Genomic DNA, 25,831 nt, shown 5'->3' with positions numbered 1-25,831 from the left:
CACCGGAACACTGTCCTCCTGAGTCGGACACTTGGCAAGTGGCACTCTGAAAATTGCAGAGTGCCTTGTTCTCACTGGCCCGGCTTCGTGGCACACTCATCGAAACAGTGCGTCGGGGAGGTCTGAGAGTGAGCGAGCCGCGGTCCGCCCCCACGGTGGGACAGGTCGTCCTCGGCAGGCGTCTGCAGGATCTGCGGGAGCGGGCCGGCCTGAAGAGGGAAGAGGCCGCGAAGATCCTCCGGGTGGCCCCGGCCACCGTCCGGCGGATGGAGACCGCCGAGGTCGCGCTGAAGATCCCGTACGTACAGCTCCTGCTGAAGGAGTACGGGATCTCGGACTCCGAGGCCGAGGGCTTCATCGCCCTCGCGGAGGAGGCCAACCTCCCCGGCTGGTGGCAGCGGTTCCACGACGTGCTGCCCGGCTGGTTCTCCATGTACGTGAGCCTGGAGGGGGCCGCGAGCCTCATCCGGGCGTACGAACCCCAGTTCATCCCCGGTCTCCTGCAGACCGAGGCGTACGCCCGTGCCATTCTGCGCAGCGGGGCGGTCGGTGGCGGCAGCGATGCCGGCAAGGACGAGGACGCCGAGCGCCATGTAGCCCTACGGATGGAGCGCCAGTCCCTGCTGACCAGGGAGGACGCCCCGAAGTTCTGGGTGATCATGGACGAGACGGTGTTCCGCCGACCGGTCGGCGACGGGCCCGAGGTGATGCGCGACCAGCTCGACCGGCTGCTCGAAGCGTCCGAGTCGCCGAACGTCACCCTGCAGATCGCGGAGTTCGGGTCCGGCCACCATCCCGGCACCTACGGACCGTTCGTCCTCTTCCGCTTCGCCATGCCCGAACTGCCGGACATGGTCTACAGCGAGTACCTGACCGGCGCCGTCTACCTCGACGCGCGCCCCGAGGTGGCATCCCACCTGGAGGTCATGGACCGCATGGCGGCGCAGGCCGCGACTGCACAACGCACGAAGGAGATTCTCCTGAATCTCCGCAAGGAGCTGTGAATGGATCGCATATACAACGGCATGCCCGCCGCGGAGCTCGGTGCCGAGGGTTGGCACAAGCCCTGGAGCGGCGGGAACGGGGGCAACTGCGTGGAGGCCATGAAGCTGGCCGACGGCAGAGTCGCCGTGCGACAGTCCGCAGACCCTGAAGGACCAGCGCTCATCTACACCCACGGGGAGATCGCCGCTTTCATCCAGGGCGCCAAATCCGGTCAGGCTGACTTCCTGCTCACCTGACCCCTTCCGTCACGCCGCTACCATCGCGTAACTCTTGCTGTAGTGCCAGCCGTTCGTCCCGACCAGGAGAGCCGATGACCCAGGACCCCGCATCGCCGCGGAGTGAGATACGCATCGACACCAGCAAGCCTCATCCCGCGCGGATGTACGACTGGTTCCTGGGCGGCAAGGACAACTACCCGGTCGACGAGGCGATGGCACGCCAGCTGCTCACCGTCGACGCCCGGGGCCGCGACATGGCCCGCGTCAACCGGGCCTTCATGCACCGCGCCATCCGCTGGCTCAGCGCCCACGGCGTCCGGCAGTACCTGGACGTCGGCACGGGCATCCCGACCGAGCCCAACCTGCACCAGATCGCGCAGGAGGCCGCGCCGGAGTCCCGCATCGTCTACTGCGACAACGACCCGATCGTGCTGGCGCACGCGGCCGCCCTGCTGCGCTCGACCCCGGAAGGGGCCACCGAGTACATCCAGGCGGACGCCCGCGAGCCCGAGATCATCCTCGAAAGGGCCGGAAAGGTCCTTGATTTCGACCAGCCCATCGCGCTGTCGATGCTCGCCCTGCTGCACTTCGTCGGGGACGAGGACGGCGCGTACGAACTGGTCTCCAAGATCGTCGAGAAGCTCGCGCCGGGCAGCTACCTCGTCCTCTCCCACGTCACCGGGGACTTCGACCCCGAGGGCGCGGCGAAGGCGAGCGCCATGTACAAGGCGCGCGGGCTGACCCTGCGGCCCCGCTCGCGCGACGAGCTGGCCGCCTTCTTCGAGGGCATGGAGTTCGTCGAGCCCGGTGTGTCGCTCACCGCCGAGTGGCACCCGGAGCTGGGCGAGCCCGTCCCGGTCCAGGGCGACGACCCCATCCCCGGGTGGGCCGCCGTGGCCCGCAAGCTCTGACCCTGGACGTACGGAGCGAGGAGAGGGCCCGTGGACCGGCATCCGGTCCACGGGCCCTCTCCGTCCACCGCGCGCCCTACGGTCTCCTCACCAGCGTCACCAGGAAGGCGCGCGGCCGGCTCACGTTGCCGGCCGCGTCGACCGTGCGGTACTCGATCGTGTGCGTGCCGTAGTCCGGGGTGGCGTCGTCCCACGGCACCGCGCGGCTCCGGCCCAGCTTCCCGTACACGAGATCGTCGATCACGGTGCCGCCCGGCGTGAACCGGAACGGCGCGTCCGCGTCCGTCGGCCAGCCGTAGTACGTGTACCAGCCGTCGCCGTCCACCCGGAACTGGCTGACGACGGCGCCCTCCTGGTCGTCCCGGGCGCTCAGCCGCATCGTGAACGGGCCGTCGTAGACGTACTCGACGGGCCGGTCCGGGCGCCGCACCGTGCGCAGTGGCGCGGACAGTTCGTACGAGGCCGTCGCAGGCCGGGCGTCCACCGTCCAGGCCAGCTCCTCGGACGTGGCGGGGATGCGCGCGGTCAGCGTGTGCGTACCGGGGACGAGGCGGATCGAACCCAGGTCCAGATCACGGTCGTTGCGGCCCGCCGGGCGGACGGGGCGGCCGTCGAGGCGCCAGTGCACGGCAGGGGTGCGGTCCGCCGGGTGGGTGGTGTCCGCGTGGACGACCGACCGGGCGCCGACCGGAACCCCCGTGGGCGTATGACCGGTGAACGCGGGCTTCACCGGCTCCTCCCGGGTCGTGAGCGCGGCGTCCACCGTCCATTCGACGGTGCGGGTGAGCGCGGTCGACGCGCGGACCGCCGGGTCGCGGACGAAGGGCGTCGGATCGGTGACCGTCGCCGTCAGGGTGTGCGCGCCGGGGGAGACACCGAGGCGCCGCAGGTCGACCGTGCGGGCGCCGCGCGTGGGCAGGGCCCGGCCGTCCAGCCGCCAGGTGACGGCGAGTTCGCCGCCGACCGGGTGCAGGGTGTCGACCCACACGGTCCGGTCCGCGCCGATCGCCGCGGTGTTCGGCGTGTGGCCCTGGACCAGGTTCACCTTCGCGGAGATCGCCTTGACCATCACCTCGCGCTCCACCTGGTCGAAGGCGTAGCCGAGGGTCTTCATGAGGGAGTGACGGCTCGGGCGCCAGACGCCCTCCGTGCTGTACAGGCCGCCCTCGAAGCGCCCGATCGTGCCGCCCGCCTCGCTCTCCTCGCCGAGCCAGCGCCACCACTTGGCCTGCTGCTCCCGCAACTGCTCCTCCGTCAGGAGGGTGTGGTGGGCGGAGGCCGGCTCGGGCCCCGAGTAGGCCTCGCCCGGGACCCCGCGGGCGTAGTAGTCGTACTCGTCCTGGAGGCCGCCGAGCGAATGGCCTATCTCGTGCGGGGTGATGAGGGAGGAGAGCGCGTTGCCGCCGGACGCGGTGGCGTAACCGCCGCCCGCCCCGCCGTAGGTGGAACTGTGGGCGAGGGCGACGACCTGCCGGTTGGCGCGGCTCGTGCCGGGGACGAGGTCGGCGAGCGCGGCGGCCTTGCGGCTGTCGACGGTGAGCAGCCGCTGCACGCTCCCCGGGTTGCAACCGCCCCAGAAGCCCATGTCGAGCGCGGTGTCACGGGCCGGGGCCGTCAGCGCCGGGTCGCAGTCGACGCCGGACTCCGCCGAAGGGACCTCCACCGCCCACACGTTGACGTACGAGCGGTACGAGGCGAAGGGCTCGATGCTCCACAGTGTGTTCAGGTGCCGTTCGAGGTCGGCCCGGAAGGCCGGCATCTCCGCCGCGGTGTAACCGTCGCCCATGAACACCAGGTTGAACCGCCGGTCCGCCGGCCCGGTCGTCTGCACGGGAACGACGACTGGACCGTCACCGGTCGTCGGGGTCTCCGCGGCCGCCGGTCCCGCTCCCACGAGTCCGGCGGCCAGCAGACACACCGCGGCGAGTCGGGCCAGGCCTCTGCGTGCTCCATTGCGCTGTGAGGTCATGGGGCGCGAGCCTAGGCCGCACCCCCCTCCCCGTAAAGATGTTCGCCGGCCGTACGGCTCCGCGCCCGTTCAGTGCCGCAGATACGCCAGACCGGGGTGCTCCGTCCGGTAGCCCTCGACCAGTCGGCGGGCCACCGCCACCGAGTCGACCAGCGGGTGCAGCGCGAAGGCCTTGACGGCCGTCGCCCGCGAGCCGCTCTCCGCCGCCGCGAGGACCTCCCGCTCGACGGCCTTCACCGCCGTCACCAGACCGACGGCGTGGTACGGCAGCGGGGCCACCGACACGGGATGGGCGCCGTTCGCGTCGACGGAGCACGGCACCTCGATCACCGCGTCCGCGTCGAGCGCGGCCAGCGTCGAACCGTTGCGCACGTTGAGGATCAGGGTGGCCCGCTCGTCCCGCGCGATCGCCCGCATGAGCGCGAGCGCCACCTTCTCGTAGCCGCCCGACTCCAGGTCCTCCTCGTCCCGGTCCCCGGTCCCGGCGGCCTCCCGGTTGGCGGCCATGTAGGTCGCCTCGCGGTCGGCGAGCGTGCGGTGCCAGGTGGCGAGCGCGGACGTGCCGGGCTTGGCCGCCTCGTCGTAGAAACCGGCCTGCTGGTCGCGGAGGTAGGCGCCGCGCGTCCGCTCGGCCGTCCGGTAGGCGTGCACCGCCTCCCGGTTGAAGTAGTAGTAGTGCAGGTACTCGTTGGGGACGGCACCGAGCGAGCGCAGCCACTCGGGGCCGAAGAGCCGGCCCTCCTCGAAGGAGCCGAGCGCCGCCTCGTCGGCCAGTAGCCGCGGCAGCTCGTCCCGGCCGCCGATCCGCAGACCGCGCAGCCAGCCCAGGTGGTTGAGGCCCACGTAGTCGATCCACGCCTCGTCCGGATCCGCGCCGAGGACGCGCGCGACCCGGCGGCCCAGGCCCACGGGGGAGTCGCAGATGCCGATGACCCGGTCGCCCAGGATCCGGGACATCGCCTCCGTGACCAGGCCCGCCGGGTTGGTGAAGTTGATGACCCAGGCGTCCGGGGCGAGTTCGGCGATCCGGCGCGCCACGCGCACCGCGACGGGCACGGTCCGCAGCCCGTACGCGATGCCGCCCGCCCCGACCGTCTCCTGGCCGAGCACTCCCTCGGCCAGCGCGATCCGCTCGTCGGCCGCGCGGCCCTCCAGACCTCCGACCCGGATGGCGGAGAACACGAAGTCCGCCCCGCGCAGCGCCTCGTCCAGATCCGTCGTCGCCGTCACCTCGGGCGCGTCCGGCACCCCCGCGCCCTGCTCCGCCAGGACCCGGGCGATGGCCGACAGCCGCGCGTCGTCGAGGTCGTACAGCGTGACACGGGTGATCCGCCCCTCGGCGTGGTCGCCGAGCAGGGCGCCGTACACCAGCGGCACCCGGAATCCGCCGCCTCCGAGAATCGTCAGTCTCATGCTCGTACGCTACTCGGGCGAGCTCTCTGAACAGCGGGATCCCCGGCCGCCGTCCACGCGGGCGTCCACATGCCGGGCGCCGCCGCGACCCTCCGGGTGGGGGACAATGACGCCATGTCCCGACGCAAGACCCGCTCCCGCACGCCCGCGGCCGCCGCCGCGCCCGCCGTGACCGCGACCTCGCCCTGCCCCTGCGGACTCGACGCCGCGTACGGCGCTTGCTGCGGCCGGTTCCACTCGGGAGCCGGCGGTACGGCACCCACCGCCGAGCTCCTCATGCGCTCGCGCTACAGCGCCTTCGTCGTCCGCGACGAGGCCTACCTGCTGCGCACCTGGGCGCCGGAGACCCGGCCGGACGACGTCGACTTCGACCCGGGCATGCGATGGGCCGGCCTGGAGATCGAGGCCGCCACCGAGGGCACCGCCTTCCACCAGCACGGCACCGTCACCTTCACCGCCCGCTTCGCGCACGGCGGCGAGCCGGGCGCGCTGCACGAGCGGAGCCGGTTCGCCCGCCACGAGGGCGCCTGGGTGTACGTGGACGGCGACTTCGTCGACCAGGCCTGAACCCCCGGGTCACACCGGCCCTTCCTGCGAGGTCCGTTCGAGCAGCGCCTGCCCGAGCTCGCTGGCCCGGTAGTACACCTCCCGCCGGTACCGGTGCGAGGTCACCAGACCCGCGTCCCGCAGGACCGCGAGATGCTGTGAGACCGCGCCCGGGCTCAGCCCCGTCTGCAGGGCGAGGCCCGTGGTGGTGGCCGGGACGCCCGTCCGCCCCAGGAGCCCCGCCCGGCTGCGCCCGAGGAGCCGCGCGAGCCCGTCGCCCGGCTCCGCGCGCCGCTCCCACAGGGTGCCGACGCCCCGCGCGGGATACACGAGGCACGGCGGCGTGCCGGGCCGCCCCGGCTCGGCGTCCCGTCCCGGGAGCAGGACGCAGCGGGTCGTGAAGGCGCTCGGGACGAGGGTGATCCCGCCGCCGTCCAGTTCGACGCCCCGGGCCGGGAGGCCGGCCCCGGTGAGCCGGTCCTCCGCCCACCGCAGGCTCGGGTGGAGGTGGGCGAAGACCTCCTGGATGCCGTCCTCGGCGAGCTGCCGGGTGCGGTAGGCGAGGTCGGCTTCGAGGACGGCCCTGATCCGGGGCCAGTACGGGCGCACACCCGCCCGCCACCAGGCGAGCAGGGCCTCCGCGCGGTCCGGCGGGCCCGTGAACGCGGCGAGCTCCTCCTCGATCTCGGCGAGGGGGCAGCGCGGCGGAGGGGCGAGGGACTCGAGCTCCGGCAGGTGCGGGAGGAGGTCGGTGCGCTCCCGGCCGACGGCCAGCGCCGTCTTGATCCAGGGGAGATGGAGGGCGTGCCGCCCCGGGTCGACGGAGCTCCGCAGGGCGGCGACGGACTCCCAGAGGGGCGACACGGCGAACCGGAGCTGCGCCAGATCGTCCACCCCGAAACGTATCTGTCCCACCGTCACCCCCGCCCACGAGCTTTTCGCCCAGACTAAAACATTGGTCGGCCACGGCCGAGGGTGATGGTGTTCGCCGACATGACCACCACCTCTCCCGCCCCTCCCCCTCCCCGTGCCCGTCCCGGGCTCCTGCGGATACCGGACTTCCGCCGGCTGTGGATCGGCGACACCGTGAGCCAGGCCGGCACCGCCGTCACCGTCCTCGCGCTCCCGCTCGTGGCGATCGGCCCGCTCGACGCGTCGCCCTTCGAGGCGGGGCTGCTCGTCATGTGCGAGTACCTGGGCTTCCTGCTGCTGGGACTGCCCGCCGGGGCGTGGGTGGACCGGATGCGCCGCCGGCGCGTGATGATCGTGGGCGATCTCGGCCGGGCCGCCCTCCTCGCCACCCTGCCGCTCGCCGCCTGGCTCGGGGTGCTGACCCTTCCCCAGCTGTACGCGGTGGCCTTCGGACTGTCGGTCTGCACCGCCTTCTTCGACGTCGCGTACCAGAGCCATCTGCCCCGACTGGTGGACGAGGACCGTCTGGTGGAGGCCAACGTGGCGCTGGAGGCGTCCCGTACGGTCACGGCGGCCGGCGGTCCCGGAGCGGGCGGCGCGCTCGTCGCGGCGGTGACGGCCCCGGTGGCGCTCGCCGTCGACGCCGTCAGCTTCCTCGTCTCCGCGCTCCTCCTCTCCCGGATCCGCCGTCCCGACCCCCGGCCCGTGCGCGCCCCCGGGGCCCGGCTGCGGGACGAGATCGCGGAGGGGCTGCGGTTCGTGTTCCGCGACAGGCTGCTGCGGGCGCTGACGCTCACCGCCGCGATCTCCAACCTGTGCGGCACGATCGGCACCTCGATGCTCCTGGTGCTGCTCGCGGGAGACCTGGGCCTGTCGCCGTTCCTGTGCGGGCTCGTGTTCACGGCCGAGGCGCTCGGCGGCCTCCTCGGCAGCCTCCTCACGACCCGGATCGCCGCCCGCCTCGGCGAGGGACGCGCGATGTGCGCCTCCGTCCTGGTCAGCGGGGTGCTGTGGCTGCTCGCCCTGCCGTTCTTCCAGGCGGACGGGCGGTACGCGCTGGCGTGTCTGCTCCAGGGTCTCGGATGGACCGTCTTCATGACCTTCAAGATCAATTCGGTGGCCCTGCGTCAACGCCTCACCCCCGCCCCGCTCCTCGGCCGCGTGACGGCGACCTTCCGCTTCCTCGTCTGGGGCTCCATGCCCCTCGGCGCCCTGGCGGGCGGCCTCCTCGGCCAGTACGCGGGCGTACGGACGGCCCTGTGGACGGGCGCCCTGGGCGAACTGCTCGCGGTGCTACCGCTGCTGCTGGTGGTACGAGGAGGCCGAACCCGTCTCTGAAGGGTGTCGTTGCCGATCAGGGCGGGCCGGCGGTGTCCGGCACCGGGACCTCTCAGCGGGTGCCCACGCTCGCCGGCACCCGGTCTCGCGGGATGCCCTGCGCGAGGTCCTCGGCGACGACCTTCTTGGCGATGGCGTCCGTCGCGACCCGCAGCTCGGGCCCGCTGGGGCGGCCGCGCTCCTGCTCGACCTGGTCGGCGAGCCAGTCGCCCCAAGCGCTCGTGATGACGTCGGCCTCGCGCCTGCCCGCCGTCGTGTGGGAGAGCAGGTTGCCGTCCCGGTCCAGGAAGCCCTCGTCGACCATCCGGTCGAAGACCGGCAGGAGCACTTCGGGCGGCACCCTCCGCCCGGCCGAGATCAGGCCCAGGCTGGCGTGCCCGACGGTCCGGGTGTAGAGCTCGACCTGCATGACGGCCCAGGCCCCCGCGAAGTCGAGCCGGGTGTCGGAGTCGCCCACGATGCGGCGGGCCGTGTCGATGTCCTGGCGCCGCAGGATCCGGCCGACGGACAGTTCGAGGAGCTTCTCCGAGTCGCCGGACATGGTGGGGGAGCCGAAGCCCTCGCCCATGTCGGGGGCGGCGGCACGGGCGGAGTCGCGGAGCGTCACCTGCTTGAGGAAGAGGGCCACCACGAAGCCGACGGCGGCGACGGGCACGGTCCACAGGAAGACGGTGTGGAGGGTGTCGGTGTAGGCCTGGACGATGGGCTCCGCGATCCGGTCCGGCAGGGCGTGCACCCCGGCCGGGCTCTGCGCGGCCTGCGCGATGCCGGCCGGGGGGACGCCCAGGCTCCCGGCGACGGCCGCGGCCTCGGCGACGCCCGCCGCCAGGTTGGGCTTGAGGGAGTTGACGTAGATCGTGCCGAAGACGGCCGTTCCGAACGAGCTGCCGAGCGTGCGGAAGAAGGTGACGCCGGAGGTGGCGGTGCCGAGGTCGGCGTATTCGACGGTGTTCTGCACGGCGATGGTGAGGACCTGCATGCACAGGCCGATGCCGACGCCGAGGACGAACATGTACAGCGACTCCAGCCAGGTGCTGGTCTCCGGTCCCATGAGGGAGAGCAGGAAGAGGCCCACGCCCATCACCAGACAGCCGACGATGGGGAAGATCCGGTAGTGGCCGGTCTTGCTGACGACGTTGCCGCTGAAGATCGAGGCGATGAGCAGGCCGATGACCATGGGGAGGGTGCGGATGCCGGACATCGTCGCCGACTCCCCGTCGACGTACTGCAGATAGGTCGGCAGGAAGGTCATCGCGCCGAGCATGGCGAAGCCGACCACGAAGCTGAGGACCGAGCAGACGGTGAAGACGGGATTCCCGAACAGCCGCATGGGCAGCATGGGTTCGGCGGCGCGGGTCTCCACCCAGCAGAAGAGGGCCAGGGCGATCAGGCCGCCGGCGAAGAGCCCGATGATGACGCCGGAGCTCCAGGCGTACTCGTTGCCGCCCCAGCTCGTGGCCAGGATCAGGGCACTGGATCCGGCGGCGACGAGGGCGATGCCGGCGTAGTCGATGATCGGGCGGCTCGCGGACCGCACGGAGGGGATCGTGCGCGCGGCGGCGATGACGACGAGGATCGCGATGGGCACGTTGACGTAGAAGGCCCAGCGCCAGGTCAGGTGGTCGGTGAACAGACCGCCGAGGAGCGGGCCGATGACGGTCGAGACGCCGAACACCGCCCCGATCGCGCCCTGGTACTTGCCGCGTTCGCGCAGTGGGATGACGTCGGCGATGAGCGCCATCGAGGTGACCATCAGCCCGCCGGCGCCGATGCCCTGGAGGCCGCGCCAGACGATCAGCAGCGTCATGTTGGTGGCGAGTCCGCAGAGGAACGAGCCGGTGATGAAGACGACCGCGGAGATCTGGAAGATCACCTTGCGGCCGAAGAGGTCGCCGAACTTGCCGACGAGGACGGTCGCGACCGTCTCCGCCAGCAGGTACGCGGTGACCACCCACGACATGTGGGCGGCGCCGCCCAGGTCCGAGACGATGGTCGGCAGGGCGGTGCCGACGATCGTCTGGTCGAGGGCGGCCAGGAGGACGCCCAGCATGATCGTGCCGAAGACGATGTTGCGGCGGCGGCGGTCGAGCAGGGGTGGCTCGGTGGAGGCCGGGGGCGCGGGCGCTGCGTCGCTGGTCGTGGTCACTCTCGCAGGGTCACACCGGCACCGGCCGCATGCATGCGGGGGACGGCCGAACAGGTTGACCCCGTCGGCGGTCCGTCAGGGAGTGACGGGCAGCTGCGGGTGGTGCTTGGCCAGGATCTTGTTGGCCCGTGCCAGCGCGGCGAGGGCGTGCTCGCGGTCCGCCCGGTCCTCCGCGCACAGCGGCCCACGGAACCGGTACACCTCGCGCGCCGCGCAGTCCGCGTCGACCTCGGCCTGGAGGACGTGCAGCGGGAGACAGGAGCCGATCATCGCGGCCACGCGGTCGGGGATCGGTACGGGGACGAGGGGCGAGGGCGAGGTGATCACGGGTCAGTCCTAGTCGGTCCGGGAAGGGTGCGGAAGGTTCTCTTCTCCATACGTACCGGATCGCGGTACAGGTTCCGGCACGGGCCGGTCGCGGGGGAGCGACGGCGCACTGGGCGTCCGGTCGAACACGGCGGCGCCGGGTGAGCCGACCGCGTGCCGGCACCGGCCGGGGACGGTGGCGTTCCCGCAGGTGCGGGGGTGCGCGGGCGGCCCGGGCCTTTCGCACCGTCCTTGCCGATCTCCCGGAATGCCGTCGAACGGGATCTCGATATGAGGGTGTTGAAGCCCATTGATCATCGAGGGAATGTGAAGGATCTCACTCCCCGGTCCAGAGGCTTCCGGTCGGCCCGGACCTGTGCCCCTGGTGGCTCTGAGGCTCCCGGGGCCCGCGGGGCGCGAGGAATCGCGCGGGGTCAGACGAGGATCTCGGACAGGTCGTACGAGACCGGCTCCTCCAGCTGCCCGTAGCCGCAGGACTCCGGCACCCGGTCCGGGCGCCACCGCTTGAACTGGGCCGTGTGGCGGAAGCGGTCGCCCTCCGTGTGGTCGTAGCCGACCTCGCAGACCCGTTCCGGCCGCAGCGCCACCCATGACAGGTCCTTCTTGCCCGACCAGCGGCTCGGCGCACCCGGCAGTCGTGCCCCCTCGTGCGCGGCCTCGTCGGTCCACGCCGCCCACGGGTGCCCGTCCGGCGGGTCCATCCGGAGCGGCTCCAGCTCCTCGACCAGCTCGGCGCGCCGCCGCGCGGTGAACGCCGCGCACACGCCGACGTGCTGGAGGACGCCCCGGTCGTCGTACAGGCCGAGCAGCAGCGAACCGACCACCGGCCCGCTCTTGTGGAAGCGGTAGCCGGCCACCACCACGTCGGCCGTCCGCTCGTGCTTGATCTTGTACATGAGGCGGGCGTCCGGCCGGTACGGCAGGTCCAGCGGCTTGGCGATGACGCCGTCCAGGCCCGCGCCCTCGTACTGCTCGAACCAGCGGGCGGCCAGTTCGGCGTCCCGGGTCGCCGGGGCGAGGTGGACGGGGGCGTCGACACCGTCGAGGATCCGCTCCAGCGCCGTGCGCCGCTCGCTCAGCGGGACGTCGAGGAGTGCGACCTCACCGAGGGCGAGCAGGTCGAAGGCGACGAACCTGGCCGGGGTGGTCTCGGCCAGCATCCGGACCCGGGAGGCGGCCGGGTGGATCCGTTCGCCGAGCCGGTCGAAGTCGAGGTGGCCGTCGTGCTCGATCACGATCTCGCCGTCGACCACGCACCGCTGCGGCAGCCGTTCCGCGAGCGCCTCGACCAGCTCGGGGAAGTACCGCGTGAGGGGCTTGCCGGTACGGCTCCCGATGACGAGTTCCGGCCCGTCCCGGTGCACGATCGCCCGGAAGCCGTCCCACTTCGCCTCGTACTGCATGCCGGGCGGGATCCGCTTCACCGTTCTGGCGAGCATCGGTTTCACGGGCGGCATCACCGGCAGATCCATGGGGCGATTGTCTGGTATGCGCGTGTTGTCGGCGAGCCCTAGGCTGACCCGCATGGCAGGCAAGGCGGCAGCGCTGGAACTGGAAGTCGGCGACCGGACCGTACGGGTCTCCAGCCCCGACAAGGTCTACTTCCCCGAGCCCGGCTACACCAAGCTCGACATGGTCAGGTACTACCTGGCCGTCGGCGACGGCATCACCCGTGCCCTGCGGGACCGCCCCACCACCCTGGAGCGCTACCCCGACGGGGTGACCGGCGAGTCCTTCTTCCAGAAGCGCGCGCCGAAGTACCTGCCCGACTGGATCCCCACGGCGCGCATCACCTTCCCCGGCGGCAGGTCGGCCGACGAGATGTGCCCCACCGAGCCGGCGGCCGTGCTCTGGGCCGCCAACCTCGGCGCCGTCACCTTCCACCCCTGGCCGGTGCGGCGCGACGACACCGACCACCCCGACGAACTCCGCATCGACCTCGACCCGCAGCCCGGCACCGATTACGCCGACGCCGTCCGCGCCGCCCACGAACTCCGCGCCGTCCTCGACGAGCACGGACTGCGCGGCTGGCCGAAGACCTCGGGCGGCCGCGGCCTGCACGTCTTCGTGCCGATCGTGCCCGAATGGACCTTCGTCCAGGTCAGGCGGGCGGCCATCGCCTGCGGCCGCGAGCTGGAGCGGCGGATGCCGGACCGGGTCACCATGCGGTGGTGGAAGGAGGAGCGGGGCGAGCGGATCTTCGTCGACTACAACCAGACCGCGCGTGACCGCACGATCGCCTCCGCCTACTCCGTACGCTCCCGGCCGCACGCCCCCGTCTCGGCGCCGCTGCGCTGGGAGGAGATCGACGACGCCGTGCCGCGGGACTTCGACATCAGGACGATGCCCGTCCGGTACGCCGAGGTCGGCGACGTCCACGCGGACATGGACGACGAGCGCTTCCGCCTCGACTCCCTGCTCGACCTGGCCCGCCGTGACGAGTCGGAGCACGGCCTCGGCGACCTGCCGTATCCGCCGGAGTACCCGAAGATGCCGGGTGAGCCGAAGCGGGTGCAGCCGAGCCGGGCGAAGAAGGAGCCCGCGGAGGACGGGGCCGAGGGGGCGGGCTGACGGGCAGAGGTCTGTGGACCGGCAAGGGCGGGGCGTCGGTGGGGGCGGGGCGTCGGTAGTGGCGGGGCGGCGGCTTCCGGGTGGGCCCCGCCCCGCCTCTTTCCCGAGCTTAAAACAACACGAACGGTCGTGCTAGCATTTTTTGCGTATCCAGGACGACCGAGGAGAACCGGCATGTACCCGATGGCTCCGCTCGTACGCACCACCCTGAACACCGCCGCCCGCGTCGCCCCGGGCCGACCGGCCGCCTCGCCTTCCACCTCTTCGTGCGCCCGCTCGGCCGGGCCCGGCTCAAGCCCGAGGAGCGGGAGCTGTTCGCCGCCGCGCGGACCGGACGCCTCCGGGTCCGGGGCAAGGAGGTCGTCACCTACACGTGGGGAGACGGCCGGCGACCCGTCCTCCTCGTCCACGGCTGGTCCTCGCGCGCCTCGCGCCTCACCGCCTTCGCCGAGGCGCTGCTCGCCCGCGGCTACAGCCCGGTCGCCTTCGACGCCCCCGGCCACGGCGAGGCTCCGGGAAGGGCCAGCAACATCCTCGAATACCGCGAGATCATCCAGGAGTTGCACGCCCGCCACGGCGACTTCGACGCCGTCGTCGCCCACTCCTTCGGCGCCCTCGCCTCCCTCTTCGCCCTCCGTGACGGCGTCCGCACGGCCCGCTTCGTGGGCCTCGGGAGCGTCGGCTCCTTCGACATGCTGCTCGCGGGCTTCCGGGCCGGCCTGGGTGTGGACGAGCGGGTGATCCGGTGCATGCGCGACCACGTCGAACGTCGCCTCGCACCGGACGAGCCCGGCGTCTGGGACCGCTTCGGCGCCGACCGGAACCCCGGCGAACTCGCCGCCCCCGTCCTGCTGTTCCACGACGAGACCGACGACATGGTGCCCCTCGCCCAGTCACGGCTGCTCGCCCGGGCCCACGGCGACCGGGCCCGGTTCGTCGTGACCAAGGGCCTCGGTCACCGCCGCATCCTCAAGGACCCCGAAGTGGTCGCCGCGGCCGTGGAGTTCGCGACCGCCGTCCCCGTCGCGGAGCCTGCGGTCACCAGACCCGAGGGCCGCGTCGCGGCGGGTTGAGACCGCGGGACCCCGCGGGCGTGACGCGGGAAGCACGACGCCGGTCGGCCCGGAGACGGGCCGACCGGCGCGCGGTCAGCCCACCGGCGTGGTGATCGCGGCCGAGTTGTTGACCGGCCGGGGATCGGGCGTGGTGCCGGTCGCGGAGACCACGTTGGTGACGGACCCCGTCGAGCGGACCCTCACCGCGATCGTGACGGTGGCGGCACCGCCCCTCGCGAGGGTGCCGAAGTGGCAGGTCACGGTGTTCGTGGTGCCGGTCGGCGGGGTGTCGCAGTGGCCCGTGGAGGGCGTGGCGCCCGCGTAGCGGACGGTGGTCGGCAGGTGGTCGGTGAGGACCACGTCCTCCGCCGATGTAGGGCCGTAGTTGTGGACGCGCACCGTGTAGGTCAGGGTGCCGCCGTTCGCCACCGGCTCGGGGCTCGCCCCGATCGACGTGGCCAGGTCGGCGAGCGGCCTGGACACGGCGATGGTGTGGCTGTCGCCCGCCCCGATCGACGTGACCCCTTCGAGGAAGCCGGCGCACGGGGCGGTCCGGCCGGGGGCGCAGACCCGGACCGGCGTCAGACGACTCGTCGTGGTGCCGTCGCCGAGCTGACCGGAGCTGTTGAAGCCCCAGGTGCGGACGGAGCCGTCGGAGCGCAGCGCGACGCTGTGGACGCCGGTGGTGCCGCCGGCGACGGCTGTGACGCCGGTCAGGGTGCCCGAGCAGCCGCCCGGGGCGCAGACCTGGACGGGGGCCTTGCGGGTGGTGGTGGACCCGTCGCCGAGCTGGCCGGCGAAGTTGTCGCCCCAGGCGAGGGCGGTGCCGTCGGAGCGGACGGCCAGGGTGTGGAAGCCCCCGGCCGCGACGGACTTCACGCCGGTCAGGAACGAGGCGCAGGGCGCGGTCTGCCCGATGGCGCAGACCCGCACGCGGGTGGTGCTCTGCGCGCCGCTGCCGTCGCCGAGACCGGCGCCGACGCCCCAGCTGTACGCGGAGCCGTCGGCCAGTGCCGCCACGCTGTGGAACTGCCCGGCGGCCACGGAGACCGCATTCGACAGGCCGCCCACCTGCACCGGAGTGGTGCGCAGGAGGGTCGTCCCGTCGCCGAGCTGACCGTTGCCGTTGTAGCCCCAGGAGGCCACGGTGCCGTCCGAGCGCAGCGCCAGGGTGTGCTGGAAGCCCGCGCTGAGGGCGGTGACGTTGGTCAGGAACGAGGTGCAGGGCGCGACGGCGTTCAGAGCGCAGACCCGGACGGGCGACGGCTGCTCCGGGGCGGCGGAGCCGTCGCCGAGGCGGCCGACGCTGTTGGAGCCCCAGGACACGACCGTCCCGTCGTTGAGCAGCGCGAGGCTGTGGAGGTCGCCCACCGCGACGGAGACGACGCCCCTCAGGACGGACGCGCAGGGTGCGGGCTCGCCGACGGCGCAGACCCGGACCGGTGTGGCGCGGTCGGTCTTGGTGCCGTCGCCGAGCTGGCCGCTGGCGTTGTTGCCCCAGCCGAGGACCGTACCGTCCTCGAGCAGGGCGATGCTGTGGCCGTCGCCGGCCGCCACCTGCACGGCCTTGTCGAGCGGCGCGGTGCAGGTGGCGTTCCCGCAGACCCGGCCGGGGACCGTGGCCGACCCGGCGGTGTTGCCGTCGCCGAGCTGGCCGCGGTGGTTGCTGCCCCAGGTCAGCGCGGTGCCCGGAAGGCCCGTACGGATGTCCCGCCCGCCCGCGCTGTCGGCGTACGCGGGGGACGGGACGGACAGGCCGAGGCCGGGCAGGACCAGTGCGGCCGCCAGCGAGATGACCAGGGCGGCCACGGTGGCGAGCCGTCTTCGCGGGGCGGGTCTGCGGCGGGTTCCGGGCGGGGTGTCCGGGACGGACATGCGCGCTCCTCTCACGGGGAGGACCGGACCGGGGCGGGATCGCCGCCGGTTCCGGTCGACGCGCCCACCATGCGTGCGGGCCCTGATCCGTCCGCGTGAGCGACACCGCGCCTTCACCCGGTCAGAGACCGCGGCGGCACCGGGCGGACCGCCCGGGGTGCGGCGGCTGCCGGGACGTGAAAGGAAGGAGCCTTGGGGCCGTGCCGGTCAGGCCTTCTCGTCGAGCGCCGCACGCCCCCGGTCCGTCGCCTCGGCGCGCAGCCTGGCGGTGATCCCCCGATCGGCCCGGGCGTACGCCGAGGTCTCGCCGAGCAGGACGGACTTCGCGTTCGCGGCCTCCATGAGGGCGATCACCTCGAAGGCCAGCTGCTCGACGTCCAGGTCCTCGGTGAAGTCGCCCGCGGCGCGCGCCTCCGTCAGGGACTGCTCCACGTACGCGTTCCAGTCGAGCCGGGTCCGGGCGACGGCGTCGTGGACCGGCCCGGTGCGGGCGTCGAACTCGGCCGCGACCGCGTAGAAGAAGCAGCCGCCGGCGAAGACCCGCCCCGAGGAGTACGCGAGCCAGTTCCGGCACAGGTCGCGCACCCGGCGGGCGCCCGGCGGCACGTCCTGGAGGGGGGTGACGACCTCGCGGGCGAAGACGGCGACGGCGGCGCGGATCGTGGCGAGCTGGAGCTCCTCCTTGGACCCGAAGAGGGCGAAGACGCCGCTCTTGCTCAGCTGGAGCTCGGTGGCGAGCCGTCCCAGGGACAGCCCTTCGAGGCCCTCCACGGAGGCGATGTCCATGGTCCGGCCGAGCACCAGGCGCCGGGTCTGGTTCCCGCGCTCGACGCGCCCGTCCGTCTTGGTCCCGGTGTCGCCGCTCATCCCCCCATCGTACTGAACGCACGACCGTGCGGAAATCCGTCCGCCGTCACCGCCCTACCCGGCCCGCTCCGCGGGATCCCGGCGCTCCGCCGGGGCCAGCAGGAGCACCTCGAGGGCCCGCGCGCAGGCCCGGGCCTGCGCCAGGTACCGGTCGAGCCGTGCGTCGGTGAGCAGGTCGGGGTGCGTGCGGAGAGCCAGCGCGAAGCGCGCGTGCCCCGCCCGCGCCAGGACCGGTACGGCCACGGTCCGCACCCCGTGCGCGCGCTCGCCGTCGTCCAGCGCGTACCCGGCCTCCCGTACGCGTGCCGACTCGGCGTCCTGCGCCGGAGGTTCGGCCTGCGGCCGCTCCGCCGCCGCGTACGGCGACGGGGGCGTCCGCGCTCCGGCCCCGTCCGCCGGCGGCCAGGCGAGCAGGACCCTCCCGGGCGCCGTCGAGTGCAACGGCCGGCGCAGCCCCACCTTCGGGGTCACCGGGCCTCCCGCCACGATCACCACGTGCGAACCGCTGCGCAGCGCCAACTCGGCCGTCGCTCCGGTCCGTTCGGCCAGGTCGGACAGCTCGGGCGCCGCCAGGTGCAGCCCCCGCTGGTGGTACGAGAGACGGCCCAGCTCGGTCATCGCGGGGCCCAGCCGGTAGCGGGCGGTCCTGGCGTCCTGGTCCAGGAAGCCCGCGCCGAGCAGGGTCCGGGCCAGCCGGTGCGCGGTCGAGGTGGAGAGCCCGAGCCGGCGCGCGAGGTCGGAGGCGCTCAGATCGGGCCCGTTGTCGTGGAAACAGTGCAGTACGTCCAGTGCGCGGCGGACCGCCTGGGCGCCCGCCGGGGGTCGGACGATGCCGGCCTCGGTCGTCATTGGGTTCGCTCCCCGTGGGTGATCGGGCTCCCACGCTGCCATATGGCGGGAGTCGGCACGGGGCTTCCGGCAGGCCGGAAACAAGGCGTTCATACGCGGTCCCACACCGTGGGAGCCGCCGCGGGAACGGGCTCCGGGGGAGTCGTACCGGGGGCCTGAACGCTTCTCGGGGGCGCCGGGTATCCGCCATTGATCGAACGTTGATGGCTCGTTTACGGCGTCGCGGCACCGTAGGGGGCATGCAGACGGACACCGACACCCTGACCGCTCCCGACCTCACCTGGCGCGAGAACGCCCTGTGCGCCCAGGCGGGACCCGAGTTCTTCTTCCCGGCCCCCGGCTCGTCGACGCGCGAGGCGAAGCAGCTGTGCGGGGCGTGCGAGGGACGCCTGGCCTGCCTGGACTACGCGCTCCGCCACGACGAGAGGTTCGGGGTCTGGGGCGGGCTCTCGGAAAAGGAGCGCGGGCGGCTCAAGCGGCAGAGCCGCTGAACCGCCCGCCCCGGAGGTCCTCCGGGTGTGGTCAGCCGGCGGCCCGGGCCGCCATGCGGGCCTTGCGGGCCGCGAGCTTCTCGTCGAACTTGCTCGCCTCGCTGTCCAGGCCGTTCATGTAGAGCCCCAGCTCCTCCTGGGCGCGCAGGCCCTCGGGGCCCAGGCCGTCGATCTGGAGCACCTTGAGGAAGCGGAGGACGGGCTGGAGGACGTCGTCGTGGTGGATGCGCATGTTGTAGATCTCGCCGATCGCCATCTGCGCCGCCGCCCGCTCGAAGCCGGGCATGCCGTGTCCGGGCATCCGGAAGTTGACCACGACGTCCCGCACGGCCTGCATGGTCAGGTCCGGGGCGATCTCGAAGGCCGCGCCCAGCAGGTTGCGGTAGAAGACCATGTGCAGGTTCTCGTCGGTGGCGATGCGGGCGAGCATCCGGTCGCAGACCGGGTCGCCGGACTGGTGGCCGGTGTTGCGGTGCGAGATCCGGGTCGCGAGCTCCTGGAAGGCGACGTACGCCACGGAGTGCAGCATCGAGTGCCGGTTGTCGGACTCGAAGCCCTCGCTCATGTGCGCCATCCGGAACTGCTCCAGCTTGTCCGGGTCGACGGCGCGCGAGGCCAGGAGGTAGTCGCGCATCACGATGCCGTGGCGGCCCTCCTCGGCGGTCCAGCGGTGCACCCAGGTGCCCCAGGCGCCGTCGCGGCCGAAGAGGCTGGCGATCTCGTGGTGGTAGCTCGGGAGGTTGTCCTCGGTGAGCAGGTTGACGATGAGGGCGATCTTGCCGATCTCCGTCACCTTGGACTGCGACGGGTCCCAGGCCTCGCCGTCCTCGAAGAAGCCGGGGAAGTTCCGGGCGTCGGACCACGGCACGTACTCGTGCGGCATCCAGTCCTTGGTGACCTTCAGGTGCCGGTTGAGCTCCTTCTCCACGACCTCTTCCAACGCGTAGAGCAGCCGTGCGTCGGTCCACCCTGCCGAGCTGCCGAGGGGGGGAGAGGTGAGCGTCACGGGGACTCCTGGGGACGGAGAAGGGCATACGGGCGTACCTACGTATTCGTAGGTTACGAGACCGTAGGTTAAGGCTCCGTAAGGCGTCGGCCAAGCCCGCCCCGGCGATGTCCGGTTACGTTCCGTTATGTTCGCTGCTGGGGCGGGGTTCCGGAGACGCAGGTCACGTCCCGGGCGGCACGCACCGGCCACGCGGCCGACTACACAGCGCAGACGTCCGGCCGCTCACAGCAGGTGGTCGGCGGCCCCGGCCTTCACCGCGGAGATCAGCGCCCGCAGCGCCTCCACCGAGTCGCTGACGTACGCGCCGGGGGCGAGCGTGGAGCCGATGTACGCGTGGCCGGAGTCGTCCAGGCCGAAGCGGAAGCAGTTCGCCCCCTCGCTGCAGAAGGGGGCGTTCCAGTCGATCTCGACGGCGGGTGCGGCGGTGGCCGGGGCGGTGGTGGCGTCGGTGGTGGTGTTCATGATGAGGGGGTCCTCACAGATCCAGGGCTATGGCGCGGATGAACGCACGTGATTCGGTCGCCGAGAGCGCGAGTCCGCGCAGTCGGTCCAGCAGGCCGCGGTACCGGCGCAGTTTCATGTCGGCGTCGAGCAGGAGCGAGCCGTGGGAGGAGTCGAGCTGGACGGTGTCGAGCTGCGGCACGGGCGCGGACACATAGGTGAACGACTGGCCGGCACCGGGGAAACCCCCCGCGGCGAAGGGGATCACGCGGACGGAGACGGTGTCCCGGTCGGAGTGCTCCAGGATGTGCTCCAGCTGGCCCCGCGTGACCTCGGCACCGCCGAACCGCATCCGCAGCGCCGCCTCGTGGATCACGGCCTCGTAGGGCACGGGCCGGTCCCGCTCCAGGACCTCCTGGCGGCGCAGCCGCAGGGCCAGCCGGGCTTCCAGGTCGGGTTCGGGCAGTGGGGGGACGGCGGTGTCGAAGACGGCCCGCGCGTGCTCCTCGGTCTGCAGGAGTCCCGGGATGTGGGTGGTGACGGCGGTGTGCAACTCGGAGGCGTGGTATTCGAGTTCGGCGATGTCGATCAGGGCGGGCGGCAGCAGTCCGCGGTGCCCCTCCCACCAGCCGCGGTCCCGCTCCCGGGCCATCGCGGCGAGCTGGTCGACGAGCGCGGTGTCCGGGCAGCCGTAGTTGAAGGCGAGGGTGCGGACGCGTTCGGCGCTGATCCCGAAGCGGCCGGCCTCGATGTTCGGGATCCGGGTGCGGTCGACTCCCAGGAGGGCTGCGGCCTGCTGGGTCGACATGCCGGACTGTTCGCGTAGTTTGCGCAGTTCGCCCCCCAGTCGCTGCTGTCGCGCGGTCGGGCTGCTCCTGGGTGGCACGCTCCGTCTTCCCTTCGCTCCGTGACCGTGACGGCCCGGCGGGGCGTCGATTTGGCCGAAATGGCATGAGTACCCGCAAGTAGTAGCACCGTGCTCCGGTCGTACGCTACGGTCGGTAGCGCAAGTCTCACACGGGGCTACCGAGACCGTGTGCAGGAATCCCCCCATGCACAGGAAATGTGAGCAACCCGATGAAGGGCGCCCTGCGTTGCCTCCCGTCCGCCGCCGCGGCCGGGCCCATACCTCCCGCCACGGAGAACCTCAGCTACTCGATGCTCCTCCCCGGAGGCGCCTACTGCGCCGGACTCGCGCGCGAGTCCGTCACCTCGCTCCTGACCCGCCACGGCCTGTCCGAGCTCGGTGATACCGCCGCCCTCGCCGCCTCGGAACTCGTCGCCGCGGCCTACCGGTTCACCCCCGACCGGGAGATGATCCTGCGCGTCCGCTGGCAGTACGAGGCCCTGCGGATCGTGGTCTACGACCAGCATCCGGCCCACTCCGCACCCGCCGCGGCCGAGGAGTGCCGCGACCGCCGCAGCCGCAGCATGTGGCTGCTGGCCGCGGCGGTCGACTCACACGGCGGCGACTGGGGACTCGCCCCCGTCCTCACTCCCGGCGGCGGCACCAAGTCCTGGGCGTTACTCCACCGCTAGCGCGGCCCGACGCGCCCCCGCGACACCGCCCGCCCACGCGGCACCGACGCCGCCCGGGCAGCACCGACGCCACCCACGCCACCCGCGACGCCACTCGCGCCGCACCGCACGCGAGGGCCCCGGCACCGTACGATCCCCGACGCCGCTAGCGCGGCACCGCCACCGTCCCCCGTACCTCCTCCGCCGTCGTCGGCCGCAGCTCACCGTCGAGCAGCAGCCACCGGGTGATCCCGAGCGACTCCAGGAACGCCACGTCGTGGCTCGCCACGATCAGCGCACCCTCGTACGCGTCGAGGGCCGCCGTCAGCTTCCTCACGGACGCCATGTCCAGGTTGTTCGTCGGTTCGTCCAGCATCAGCAGCTGCGGAGCGGGCTCCGCCAGGAGCAGCGCCGCCAGCGTCGCCCGGAACCGCTCCCCGCCGGACAGGGTGCCCACGGGCTGATCGGCCCGCGTGCCCCGGAACAGAAACCGTGCCAGCCTCGCCCTGATCGCGTTCCCCGTCGCCGTGGGCGCGAAGCGGGCCACGTTCTCCACCACGCTCAGCCCGTCGTCGAGGACGTCGAGCCGCTGCGGCAGGAAGCGGAGCGGTACCCGCGCCTCCGTCTCCCCCGACAGCGGCTCCAACTCCCCGGCGATCGTCCGGAGCAGCGTCGTCTTGCCGGCCCCGTTCCGGCCGACGAGCGCGATGCGCTCCGGACCGCGCAGCTCGAAGTCGCCCGCGACCCGGGCCCCGTACCGCAGCTCCAGGTCACGGAGGAACAGGACCTCGCGCCCCGGCGGAACCGAGGTGCGGGGCAGTTCGACGCGGATCTCGTCGTCGTCCCGCACCGCCTCCACCGCGGCGTCCAGCCGCTCCCTGGCCTCCGAGAGGCGCTCGGCGTGCAGCGTGCGCTGCTTGCCGGCCGTGACCTGCGCGTCACGCTTCCGGCCGTTCGCCACGATCTTGGAGGCGACCTTGTTCTCGAAGCTCTTCTGTCCGTACCGCTTGCGCCGGGCCGACTTGACCTGGGTGTCGACCAGTTCCCGCTTCTGACGCTGCACGTCGGCCTCGGCGACCCGCACCATCCGCTCCGCCGCCTCCTGTTCGGCGGCGAGCGCCGTCTCGTACGCGGACCAGTTGCCCCCGTACCAGGTGACGCCGCCGTCGCGCAGGTCGGCGATCTGGTCGACGCGGTCCAGGAGTTCGCGGTCGTGGCTGACCACGACGAGGACGCCGGACCAGTTCTCCACCGCCTCGTACAGGCGGGCCCGGGCGTGCAGGTCCAGGTTGTTGGTCGGCTCGTCGAGCAGCAGGACGTCGGGACGGGCGAGCAGCAGCGCGGCGAGGCGCAGCAGCACCGACTCGCCGCCCGAGATCTCGCCCACGGTCCGGTCGAGGCCGATGTGTTCGAGCCCGAGCTGGTCGAGGGTGGCCCGGGCCCGCTCCTCCACGTCCCAGTCGTCGGCGAGGGCGGTGAAGTGCTCCTCGGCCGGGTCGCCCGCCTCGATGGCGTGCAGGGCCGCCCGCTTCGCGGCGACGCCGAGGATCTCGTCGACCCGGCGCGCGGTGTCCAGGACCAGGTTCTGCGGCAGGTGGCCGAGTTCGCCGGTGACCCGGACCTCTCCGGACACCGGCGTCAGGTCACCGGCGATCAGCTTGAGGAGCGTGGACTTGCCGGAGCCGTTGAGGCCGACGAGCCCGGTGCGGCCGGGGCCGACCGTGAGCCGGAAGTCGTCGAGGACCTCGGTGCCGTCCGGCCAGGAGAAGGAGAGAGAGGAACAGGTGATGAAGGTGGGGTGATGCGCCATGGAGGCCTCCCGGTCGCGTGAGCGTGGAAATGGGGCAACGCGAGAGACACCGGGGCGCGGGCAGTGTGAGGAACGGCTCGTACGCCGAGGTCGAGAACGGCACACGCGGCACAGGGGGCACGCGCGGCTCGGTGTCTCGCAACCTCAGACGAGCAACGTCCTTCTCCGATCGGGTGACGACAAGGTCGGTATCGACCGTAGGGCCCTGACCGGGAGAGGGGCAAACGATTTACGGGGCGGTTCCCCTACGGATGCTCGCGGAGCAGTTCCGCCAGGTCCTGCTCCCAGTCCAGGTACTGGTGTTCGCGCCCCGCCGGCACCAGGTCCTGGGACCGTTCGAGGAACCGGCGCAGTTCCGACGTCCGCACGTGGACCATGGCCACCCCCTCAGGGGCGTGGAACTCGACCACCGTCCGGTCGTACCCGTACGGACGCAGGCGTACGTCCCCGACGCCGGCCGGCCGCTCGACCCCCTGGACGAGCAGCTCGCGGGCGAACGCCCAGGACACCTCGACGCCTTCCAGGGTCGCCGGCGGAGGGAACGCCATGCTCACGGCGTACGGATCCTCGCGGTCGTACCGCAGGGTGGCGGGGACGGTCTCCATACGGGGAGCGGATGCGACCAGACGGGCTTGGAGGGACTGTTCGATGACGGCGGACAAGACCGGTTCCTCTCACGCGGGCTTCGGGTCCTGTGCGTCTCCCCGACACCAGGGCACCTGACACAGGGAAGGACGAGCGGGACGGCCGGAACGTGCACTCCGCTTCCACGTGAGCTGCGTCACGGGACCGGGCGGTCGGGGTTCAGCGCTCCTCGGCCACGTCGTCGTCCGGTTCCGCGCACGGCCCGGAGTGGTCGCAGTACGGCTGGTTCCCCGAGGCCCCGCAGCCGCAGAGCGTCACCCGGGTCTCGTGCCGGTCGCCGTACGGCCCGGTCACCAGCAGGTCCCCGCGGAGCACGAGCTGCCCGGAGGCGGTGCGGCGGACGGTGGTGGGGGCGTCCGGGACCTCGGGCGGACCCTCGGCCGGGCGGTGACGGTACTGGAGCGCCCCGGAGGGGCAGCGGCGGATGACCTGTTCGACCTGGCCGGGCTCGGCCGCGTCGGGAAGGATCCAGGGACGCCGGGAGAGGTCGAAGACCTGCGGCAGGCCGTGGACGCACTCGGCCGCGTGCAGACAGCGCCGGGGTTCGAAGGTGACGGTGATGCCCTCGCCCTCGTACTCCTTGAGCTTCGGCGGCTCGTCGCCCGCTCGCTCGTCCTTGACGTCGGTCATGCGACCCAGCCTAGGAACGTCCGGAGCGGGACGCACCCTGGACGGGCACCGGTCCGGGGCACTAGCTTCCGGCGCCATGACGTCCAAGGGGAAGACGAGACGAATGATGTCGGTGGGGCTGATCGGGGCGGCGCTCGCGCTCACCCTCGCGGCACCCGCGCGCGCCGGGGAGACCCCCACGGCGGCGGCCGGCTGGCAGCTGACACCCACCGGCACCGACGCCCGCTTCCGCGGACTCGACGCGGTCGACCGGTCCACCGCCTGGGCCGCGGGTTCCCGGGGCACGGTGCTGCGGACCACCGACGGCGGCCGGAGCTGGCGAAACGTATCGCCGGCCGGTGCGGGCGACCTGGAGTTCCGAGACGTGGAGGCCTTCGACGCCCGCCGGGCCGTCGTCCTGGCCATCGGCGAGGGCGAGGCCTCGCGGGTCCTGCGCACCGAGGACGGCGGCGCGACCTGGACCGAATCCTTCCGCAACACCGATCCGCGCGCCTTCTACGACTGCATGACCTTCTTCGACCGCCGGCACGGCCTCGCCATGAGCGACCCCGTCGACGGGAAGTACCGCATCCTCGCCACCCGCGACGGCGGCCGCTCCTGGCAGGTCCTGCCGAGCGCGGGCATGCCCGACGCGCTCCCCGGCGAGGCCGGCTTCGCGGCGAGCGGCCAGTGCCTGGTGTCGTCCGGACCCCGGGACGTCTGGCTCGCGACCGGCGGCGGGGCGGCGGCCCGGGTGCTCCACTCCGCCGACCGGGGACTGACCTGGACGGCCACCACCACGCCGATCCCGGCGGGCGACCCGGCCCGGGGCGTCTTCGGACTCGCCTTCCGCGACCGCGCGCACGGCATCGCGGTCGGCGGCGACTACCGCAAGGACCAGCCGTCCCCGCAGGCCGGCGCCGTCACCGACGACGCCGGGCGCACCTGGCGCCCCGCGGCCACGCCGCCACCCGCCTACCGATCCGGCGTCGCGTGGCTCCCGCACAGCAAGGCGGCCGCCCTCGCCGTCGGCCCCACCGGCACGGACCTCACCACCGACGGCGGCCGCACCTGGCGGACCGTCGACACCGGCTCGTACGACACGGTGGACTGCACCGCCGACGGATCCTGCTGGGCCTCGGGCGAGAAGGGCCGCGTCGCCCGGCTGGTCACCAAGGACAAGGACTGAGGAGGGACCAGGGAGGGACTAGGTGTATTGACCCGCGGCGTTGTTGACACGGCTGATCGGCGGGTGTCCGTCGAGTGCGGTGTGGCAGCGGTGGTGGTTGTAGGTGTGGAGGAAGTC

General features: G+C 72.7%; 25 protein-coding genes and 1 pseudogene. 10 read left to right on the top strand and 16 right to left on the bottom strand.

From position 1 onward, the window contains the following. Window positions 1-128 precede the first annotated feature (128 nt). The 3 genes from OO54_RS12360 (at window position 129) to OO54_RS12350 (ending at window position 2,134) form a co-directional block, all read left to right on the top strand. Window positions 129-1,004 carry a helix-turn-helix domain-containing protein gene (locus tag OO54_RS12360; protein ID WP_033202906.1) on the top strand — a complete coding sequence of 292 codons (876 nt, stop codon included), beginning with the start codon at window positions 129-131 and terminating at the stop codon, window positions 1,002-1,004. After that, a complete protein-coding gene (locus OO54_RS12355; RefSeq protein WP_015037566.1) occupies window positions 1,005-1,241 on the top strand; it encodes a DUF397 domain-containing protein in 237 nt (78 codons plus the stop codon). 74 nt (window positions 1,242-1,315) lie between these two features. Next, entirely contained in the window at window positions 1,316-2,134 is an 819-nt protein-coding gene (locus tag OO54_RS12350; RefSeq protein ID WP_017236730.1) for an SAM-dependent methyltransferase, read from the top strand. A gap of 76 nt (window positions 2,135-2,210) precedes the next feature. Here OO54_RS12350 and OO54_RS12345 read toward each other — a convergent pair whose 3' ends face one another. Further along, window positions 2,211-4,103, bottom strand: coding sequence for a M64 family metallopeptidase (locus OO54_RS12345; RefSeq protein WP_051786885.1), 1,893 nt, complete (start codon window positions 4,101-4,103; stop codon window positions 2,211-2,213). Window positions 4,104-4,172: 69 nt separating this feature from the next. Beyond that, window positions 4,173-5,516 (bottom strand): 6-phospho-beta-glucosidase, encoded by a 1,344-nt coding sequence (locus tag OO54_RS12340; protein ID WP_033202905.1) that lies wholly within the window; start codon window positions 5,514-5,516, stop codon window positions 4,173-4,175. A gap of 114 nt (window positions 5,517-5,630) precedes the next feature. Here OO54_RS12340 and OO54_RS12335 point away from each other — a divergent pair, with 114 nt between their 5' ends. After that, window positions 5,631-6,083: a YchJ family protein gene (locus OO54_RS12335; RefSeq protein WP_033202998.1), complete on the top strand. Its 453-nt coding sequence runs from the start codon at window positions 5,631-5,633 to the stop codon at window positions 6,081-6,083. Window positions 6,084-6,092: 9 nt separating this feature from the next. Here OO54_RS12335 and OO54_RS12330 read toward each other — a convergent pair whose 3' ends face one another. Continuing rightward, on the bottom strand, window positions 6,093-6,977 hold the full coding sequence (locus OO54_RS12330; RefSeq protein ID WP_033202997.1) for an ArsR/SmtB family transcription factor: 885 nt from the start codon (window positions 6,975-6,977) through the stop codon (window positions 6,093-6,095). 78 nt (window positions 6,978-7,055) lie between these two features. Between OO54_RS12330 and OO54_RS12325 the strand changes: the two genes are divergently transcribed. After that, on the top strand, window positions 7,056-8,312 hold the full coding sequence (locus OO54_RS12325; RefSeq protein ID WP_234439470.1) for an MFS transporter: 1,257 nt from the start codon (window positions 7,056-7,058) through the stop codon (window positions 8,310-8,312). A gap of 52 nt (window positions 8,313-8,364) precedes the next feature. Here the strand turns inward: OO54_RS12325 and OO54_RS12320 are convergent, their stop codons facing one another. The 3 genes from OO54_RS12320 to OO54_RS12310 form a co-directional block, all read right to left on the bottom strand. Next, a complete protein-coding gene (locus tag OO54_RS12320; RefSeq protein WP_033202904.1) occupies window positions 8,365-10,458 on the bottom strand; it encodes an MDR family MFS transporter in 2,094 nt (697 codons plus the stop codon). Between the two features lie 75 nt (window positions 10,459-10,533). Beyond that, window positions 10,534-10,728 carry a hypothetical protein gene (locus OO54_RS12315; protein ID WP_051034050.1) on the bottom strand — a complete coding sequence of 65 codons (195 nt, stop codon included), beginning with the start codon at window positions 10,726-10,728 and terminating at the stop codon, window positions 10,534-10,536. Window positions 10,729-11,198: 470 nt separating this feature from the next. Continuing rightward, complete coding sequence (locus OO54_RS12310) at window positions 11,199-12,257, bottom strand: ATP-dependent DNA ligase (protein WP_033202903.1); 1,059 nt, start codon at window positions 12,255-12,257, stop codon at window positions 11,199-11,201. Between the two features lie 52 nt (window positions 12,258-12,309). On the opposite strand from OO54_RS12310, the gene ligD reads away from it, so the two are divergent. Together ligD and OO54_RS41480 are read left to right on the top strand one after the other, a co-directional pair. Next, window positions 12,310-13,356, top strand: a complete 1,047-nt coding sequence (gene ligD, locus OO54_RS12305) for a non-homologous end-joining DNA ligase (protein ID WP_033202902.1) — start codon at window positions 12,310-12,312, stop codon at window positions 13,354-13,356. Window positions 13,357-13,622: 266 nt separating this feature from the next. Next, entirely contained in the window at window positions 13,623-14,429 is an 807-nt protein-coding gene (locus tag OO54_RS41480; protein WP_234439317.1) for an alpha/beta hydrolase, read from the top strand. 75 nt (window positions 14,430-14,504) lie between these two features. Here the strand turns inward: OO54_RS41480 and OO54_RS12295 are convergent, their stop codons facing one another. The 3 genes from OO54_RS12295 to OO54_RS12285 form a co-directional block, all read right to left on the bottom strand. Next, window positions 14,505-16,286, bottom strand: a complete 1,782-nt coding sequence (locus OO54_RS12295; protein WP_051786883.1) for an RCC1 domain-containing protein — start codon at window positions 16,284-16,286, stop codon at window positions 14,505-14,507. Window positions 16,287-16,493: 207 nt separating this feature from the next. After that, a complete protein-coding gene (locus OO54_RS12290; protein ID WP_033202901.1) occupies window positions 16,494-17,153 on the bottom strand; it encodes a TetR/AcrR family transcriptional regulator in 660 nt (219 codons plus the stop codon). A gap of 54 nt (window positions 17,154-17,207) precedes the next feature. After that, on the bottom strand, window positions 17,208-18,002 hold the full coding sequence (locus tag OO54_RS12285; RefSeq protein WP_033202900.1) for an IclR family transcriptional regulator: 795 nt from the start codon (window positions 18,000-18,002) through the stop codon (window positions 17,208-17,210). A 239-nt stretch (window positions 18,003-18,241) separates the two neighbouring features. On the opposite strand from OO54_RS12285, the gene OO54_RS12280 reads away from it, so the two are divergent. Continuing rightward, window positions 18,242-18,493: a WhiB family transcriptional regulator gene (locus tag OO54_RS12280; RefSeq protein ID WP_033202899.1), complete on the top strand. Its 252-nt coding sequence runs from the start codon at window positions 18,242-18,244 to the stop codon at window positions 18,491-18,493. A 31-nt stretch (window positions 18,494-18,524) separates the two neighbouring features. Here the strand turns inward: OO54_RS12280 and OO54_RS12275 are convergent, their stop codons facing one another. The 3 genes from OO54_RS12275 to OO54_RS12265 form a co-directional block, all read right to left on the bottom strand. After that, on the bottom strand, window positions 18,525-19,499 hold the full coding sequence (locus tag OO54_RS12275) for an acyl-ACP desaturase (protein ID WP_033202898.1): 975 nt from the start codon (window positions 19,497-19,499) through the stop codon (window positions 18,525-18,527). A 225-nt stretch (window positions 19,500-19,724) separates the two neighbouring features. Further along, window positions 19,725-19,964: a hypothetical protein gene (locus OO54_RS12270; RefSeq protein WP_051786882.1), complete on the bottom strand. Its 240-nt coding sequence runs from the start codon at window positions 19,962-19,964 to the stop codon at window positions 19,725-19,727. Window positions 19,965-19,977: 13 nt separating this feature from the next. Then, window positions 19,978-20,829, bottom strand: a complete 852-nt coding sequence (locus tag OO54_RS12265) for a helix-turn-helix domain-containing protein (protein WP_033202897.1) — start codon at window positions 20,827-20,829, stop codon at window positions 19,978-19,980. Between the two features lie 179 nt (window positions 20,830-21,008). On the opposite strand from OO54_RS12265, the gene OO54_RS12260 reads away from it, so the two are divergent. Further along, window positions 21,009-21,482 carry an ATP-binding protein gene (locus tag OO54_RS12260; protein WP_234439318.1) on the top strand — a complete coding sequence of 158 codons (474 nt, stop codon included), beginning with the start codon at window positions 21,009-21,011 and terminating at the stop codon, window positions 21,480-21,482. 145 nt (window positions 21,483-21,627) lie between these two features. Here OO54_RS12260 and OO54_RS12255 read toward each other — a convergent pair whose 3' ends face one another. The 3 genes from OO54_RS12255 to OO54_RS12245 form a co-directional block, all read right to left on the bottom strand. After that, window positions 21,628-23,271, bottom strand: a complete 1,644-nt coding sequence (locus OO54_RS12255) for an ABC-F family ATP-binding cassette domain-containing protein (protein ID WP_033202895.1) — start codon at window positions 23,269-23,271, stop codon at window positions 21,628-21,630. 245 nt (window positions 23,272-23,516) lie between these two features. Then, window positions 23,517-23,933 (bottom strand): spore wall synthesis regulator SsgD, encoded by a 417-nt coding sequence (ssgD, locus tag OO54_RS12250; protein WP_033202894.1) that lies wholly within the window; start codon window positions 23,931-23,933, stop codon window positions 23,517-23,519. Between the two features lie 142 nt (window positions 23,934-24,075). After that, complete coding sequence (locus OO54_RS12245) at window positions 24,076-24,546, bottom strand: (4Fe-4S)-binding protein (protein WP_033202893.1); 471 nt, start codon at window positions 24,544-24,546, stop codon at window positions 24,076-24,078. Between the two features lie 76 nt (window positions 24,547-24,622). Here OO54_RS12245 and OO54_RS12240 point away from each other — a divergent pair, with 76 nt between their 5' ends. After that, window positions 24,623-25,714, top strand: a complete 1,092-nt coding sequence (locus OO54_RS12240; protein ID WP_418953253.1) for a WD40/YVTN/BNR-like repeat-containing protein — start codon at window positions 24,623-24,625, stop codon at window positions 25,712-25,714. Window positions 25,715-25,732: 18 nt separating this feature from the next. Here the strand turns inward: OO54_RS12240 and OO54_RS45025 are convergent. Beyond that, window positions 25,733-25,831: pseudogene (locus OO54_RS45025) on the bottom strand (IS481 family transposase); the annotation flags it as partial.

The organism is Streptomyces wedmorensis, assembly GCF_000716445.1.
GTDB classification, from domain to species: domain Bacteria; phylum Actinomycetota; class Actinomycetes; order Streptomycetales; family Streptomycetaceae; genus Streptomyces; species Streptomyces wedmorensis.
The sequence above is the reverse complement of the archived record's forward strand: the minus strand, read 5'-3'. Positions and strand labels throughout refer to the sequence as shown.

Excerpts from the sequence above, each read along its gene's own strand:
- OO54_RS12255 (WP_033202895.1), bottom strand. The coding sequence starts at position 23,271 with ATGGCGCATCACCCCACCTTCATCACCTGTTCCTCTCTCTCCTTCTCC.
- OO54_RS12325 (WP_234439470.1), top strand. The coding sequence starts at position 7,056 with ATGACCACCACCTCTCCCGCCCCTCCCCCTCCCCGTGCCCGTCCCGGG.
- ligD (WP_033202902.1), top strand. The coding sequence starts at position 12,310 with ATGGCAGGCAAGGCGGCAGCGCTGGAACTGGAAGTCGGCGACCGGACC.
- OO54_RS12245 (WP_033202893.1), bottom strand. The coding sequence starts at position 24,546 with ATGACCGACGTCAAGGACGAGCGAGCGGGCGACGAGCCGCCGAAGCTC.
- OO54_RS12285 (WP_033202900.1), bottom strand. The coding sequence starts at position 18,002 with ATGACGACCGAGGCCGGCATCGTCCGACCCCCGGCGGGCGCCCAGGCG.
- OO54_RS12315 (WP_051034050.1), bottom strand. The coding sequence starts at position 10,728 with ATGATCGGCTCCTGTCTCCCGCTGCACGTCCTCCAGGCCGAGGTCGAC.
- OO54_RS12280 (WP_033202899.1), top strand. The coding sequence starts at position 18,242 with ATGCAGACGGACACCGACACCCTGACCGCTCCCGACCTCACCTGGCGC.
- OO54_RS12350 (WP_017236730.1), top strand. The coding sequence starts at position 1,316 with ATGACCCAGGACCCCGCATCGCCGCGGAGTGAGATACGCATCGACACC.
- OO54_RS12295 (WP_051786883.1), bottom strand. The coding sequence starts at position 16,286 with ATGTCCGTCCCGGACACCCCGCCCGGAACCCGCCGCAGACCCGCCCCG.
- OO54_RS12310 (WP_033202903.1), bottom strand. The coding sequence starts at position 12,257 with ATGGATCTGCCGGTGATGCCGCCCGTGAAACCGATGCTCGCCAGAACG.
- OO54_RS12340 (WP_033202905.1), bottom strand. The coding sequence starts at position 5,516 with ATGAGACTGACGATTCTCGGAGGCGGCGGATTCCGGGTGCCGCTGGTG.
- OO54_RS12335 (WP_033202998.1), top strand. The coding sequence starts at position 5,631 with ATGTCCCGACGCAAGACCCGCTCCCGCACGCCCGCGGCCGCCGCCGCG.
- OO54_RS12270 (WP_051786882.1), bottom strand. The coding sequence starts at position 19,964 with ATGAACACCACCACCGACGCCACCACCGCCCCGGCCACCGCCGCACCC.
- OO54_RS12345 (WP_051786885.1), bottom strand. The coding sequence starts at position 4,103 with ATGACCTCACAGCGCAATGGAGCACGCAGAGGCCTGGCCCGACTCGCC.
- OO54_RS12240 (WP_418953253.1), top strand. The coding sequence starts at position 24,623 with ATGACGTCCAAGGGGAAGACGAGACGAATGATGTCGGTGGGGCTGATC.
- OO54_RS12290 (WP_033202901.1), bottom strand. The coding sequence starts at position 17,153 with ATGAGCGGCGACACCGGGACCAAGACGGACGGGCGCGTCGAGCGCGGG.
- OO54_RS12355 (WP_015037566.1), top strand. The coding sequence starts at position 1,005 with ATGGATCGCATATACAACGGCATGCCCGCCGCGGAGCTCGGTGCCGAG.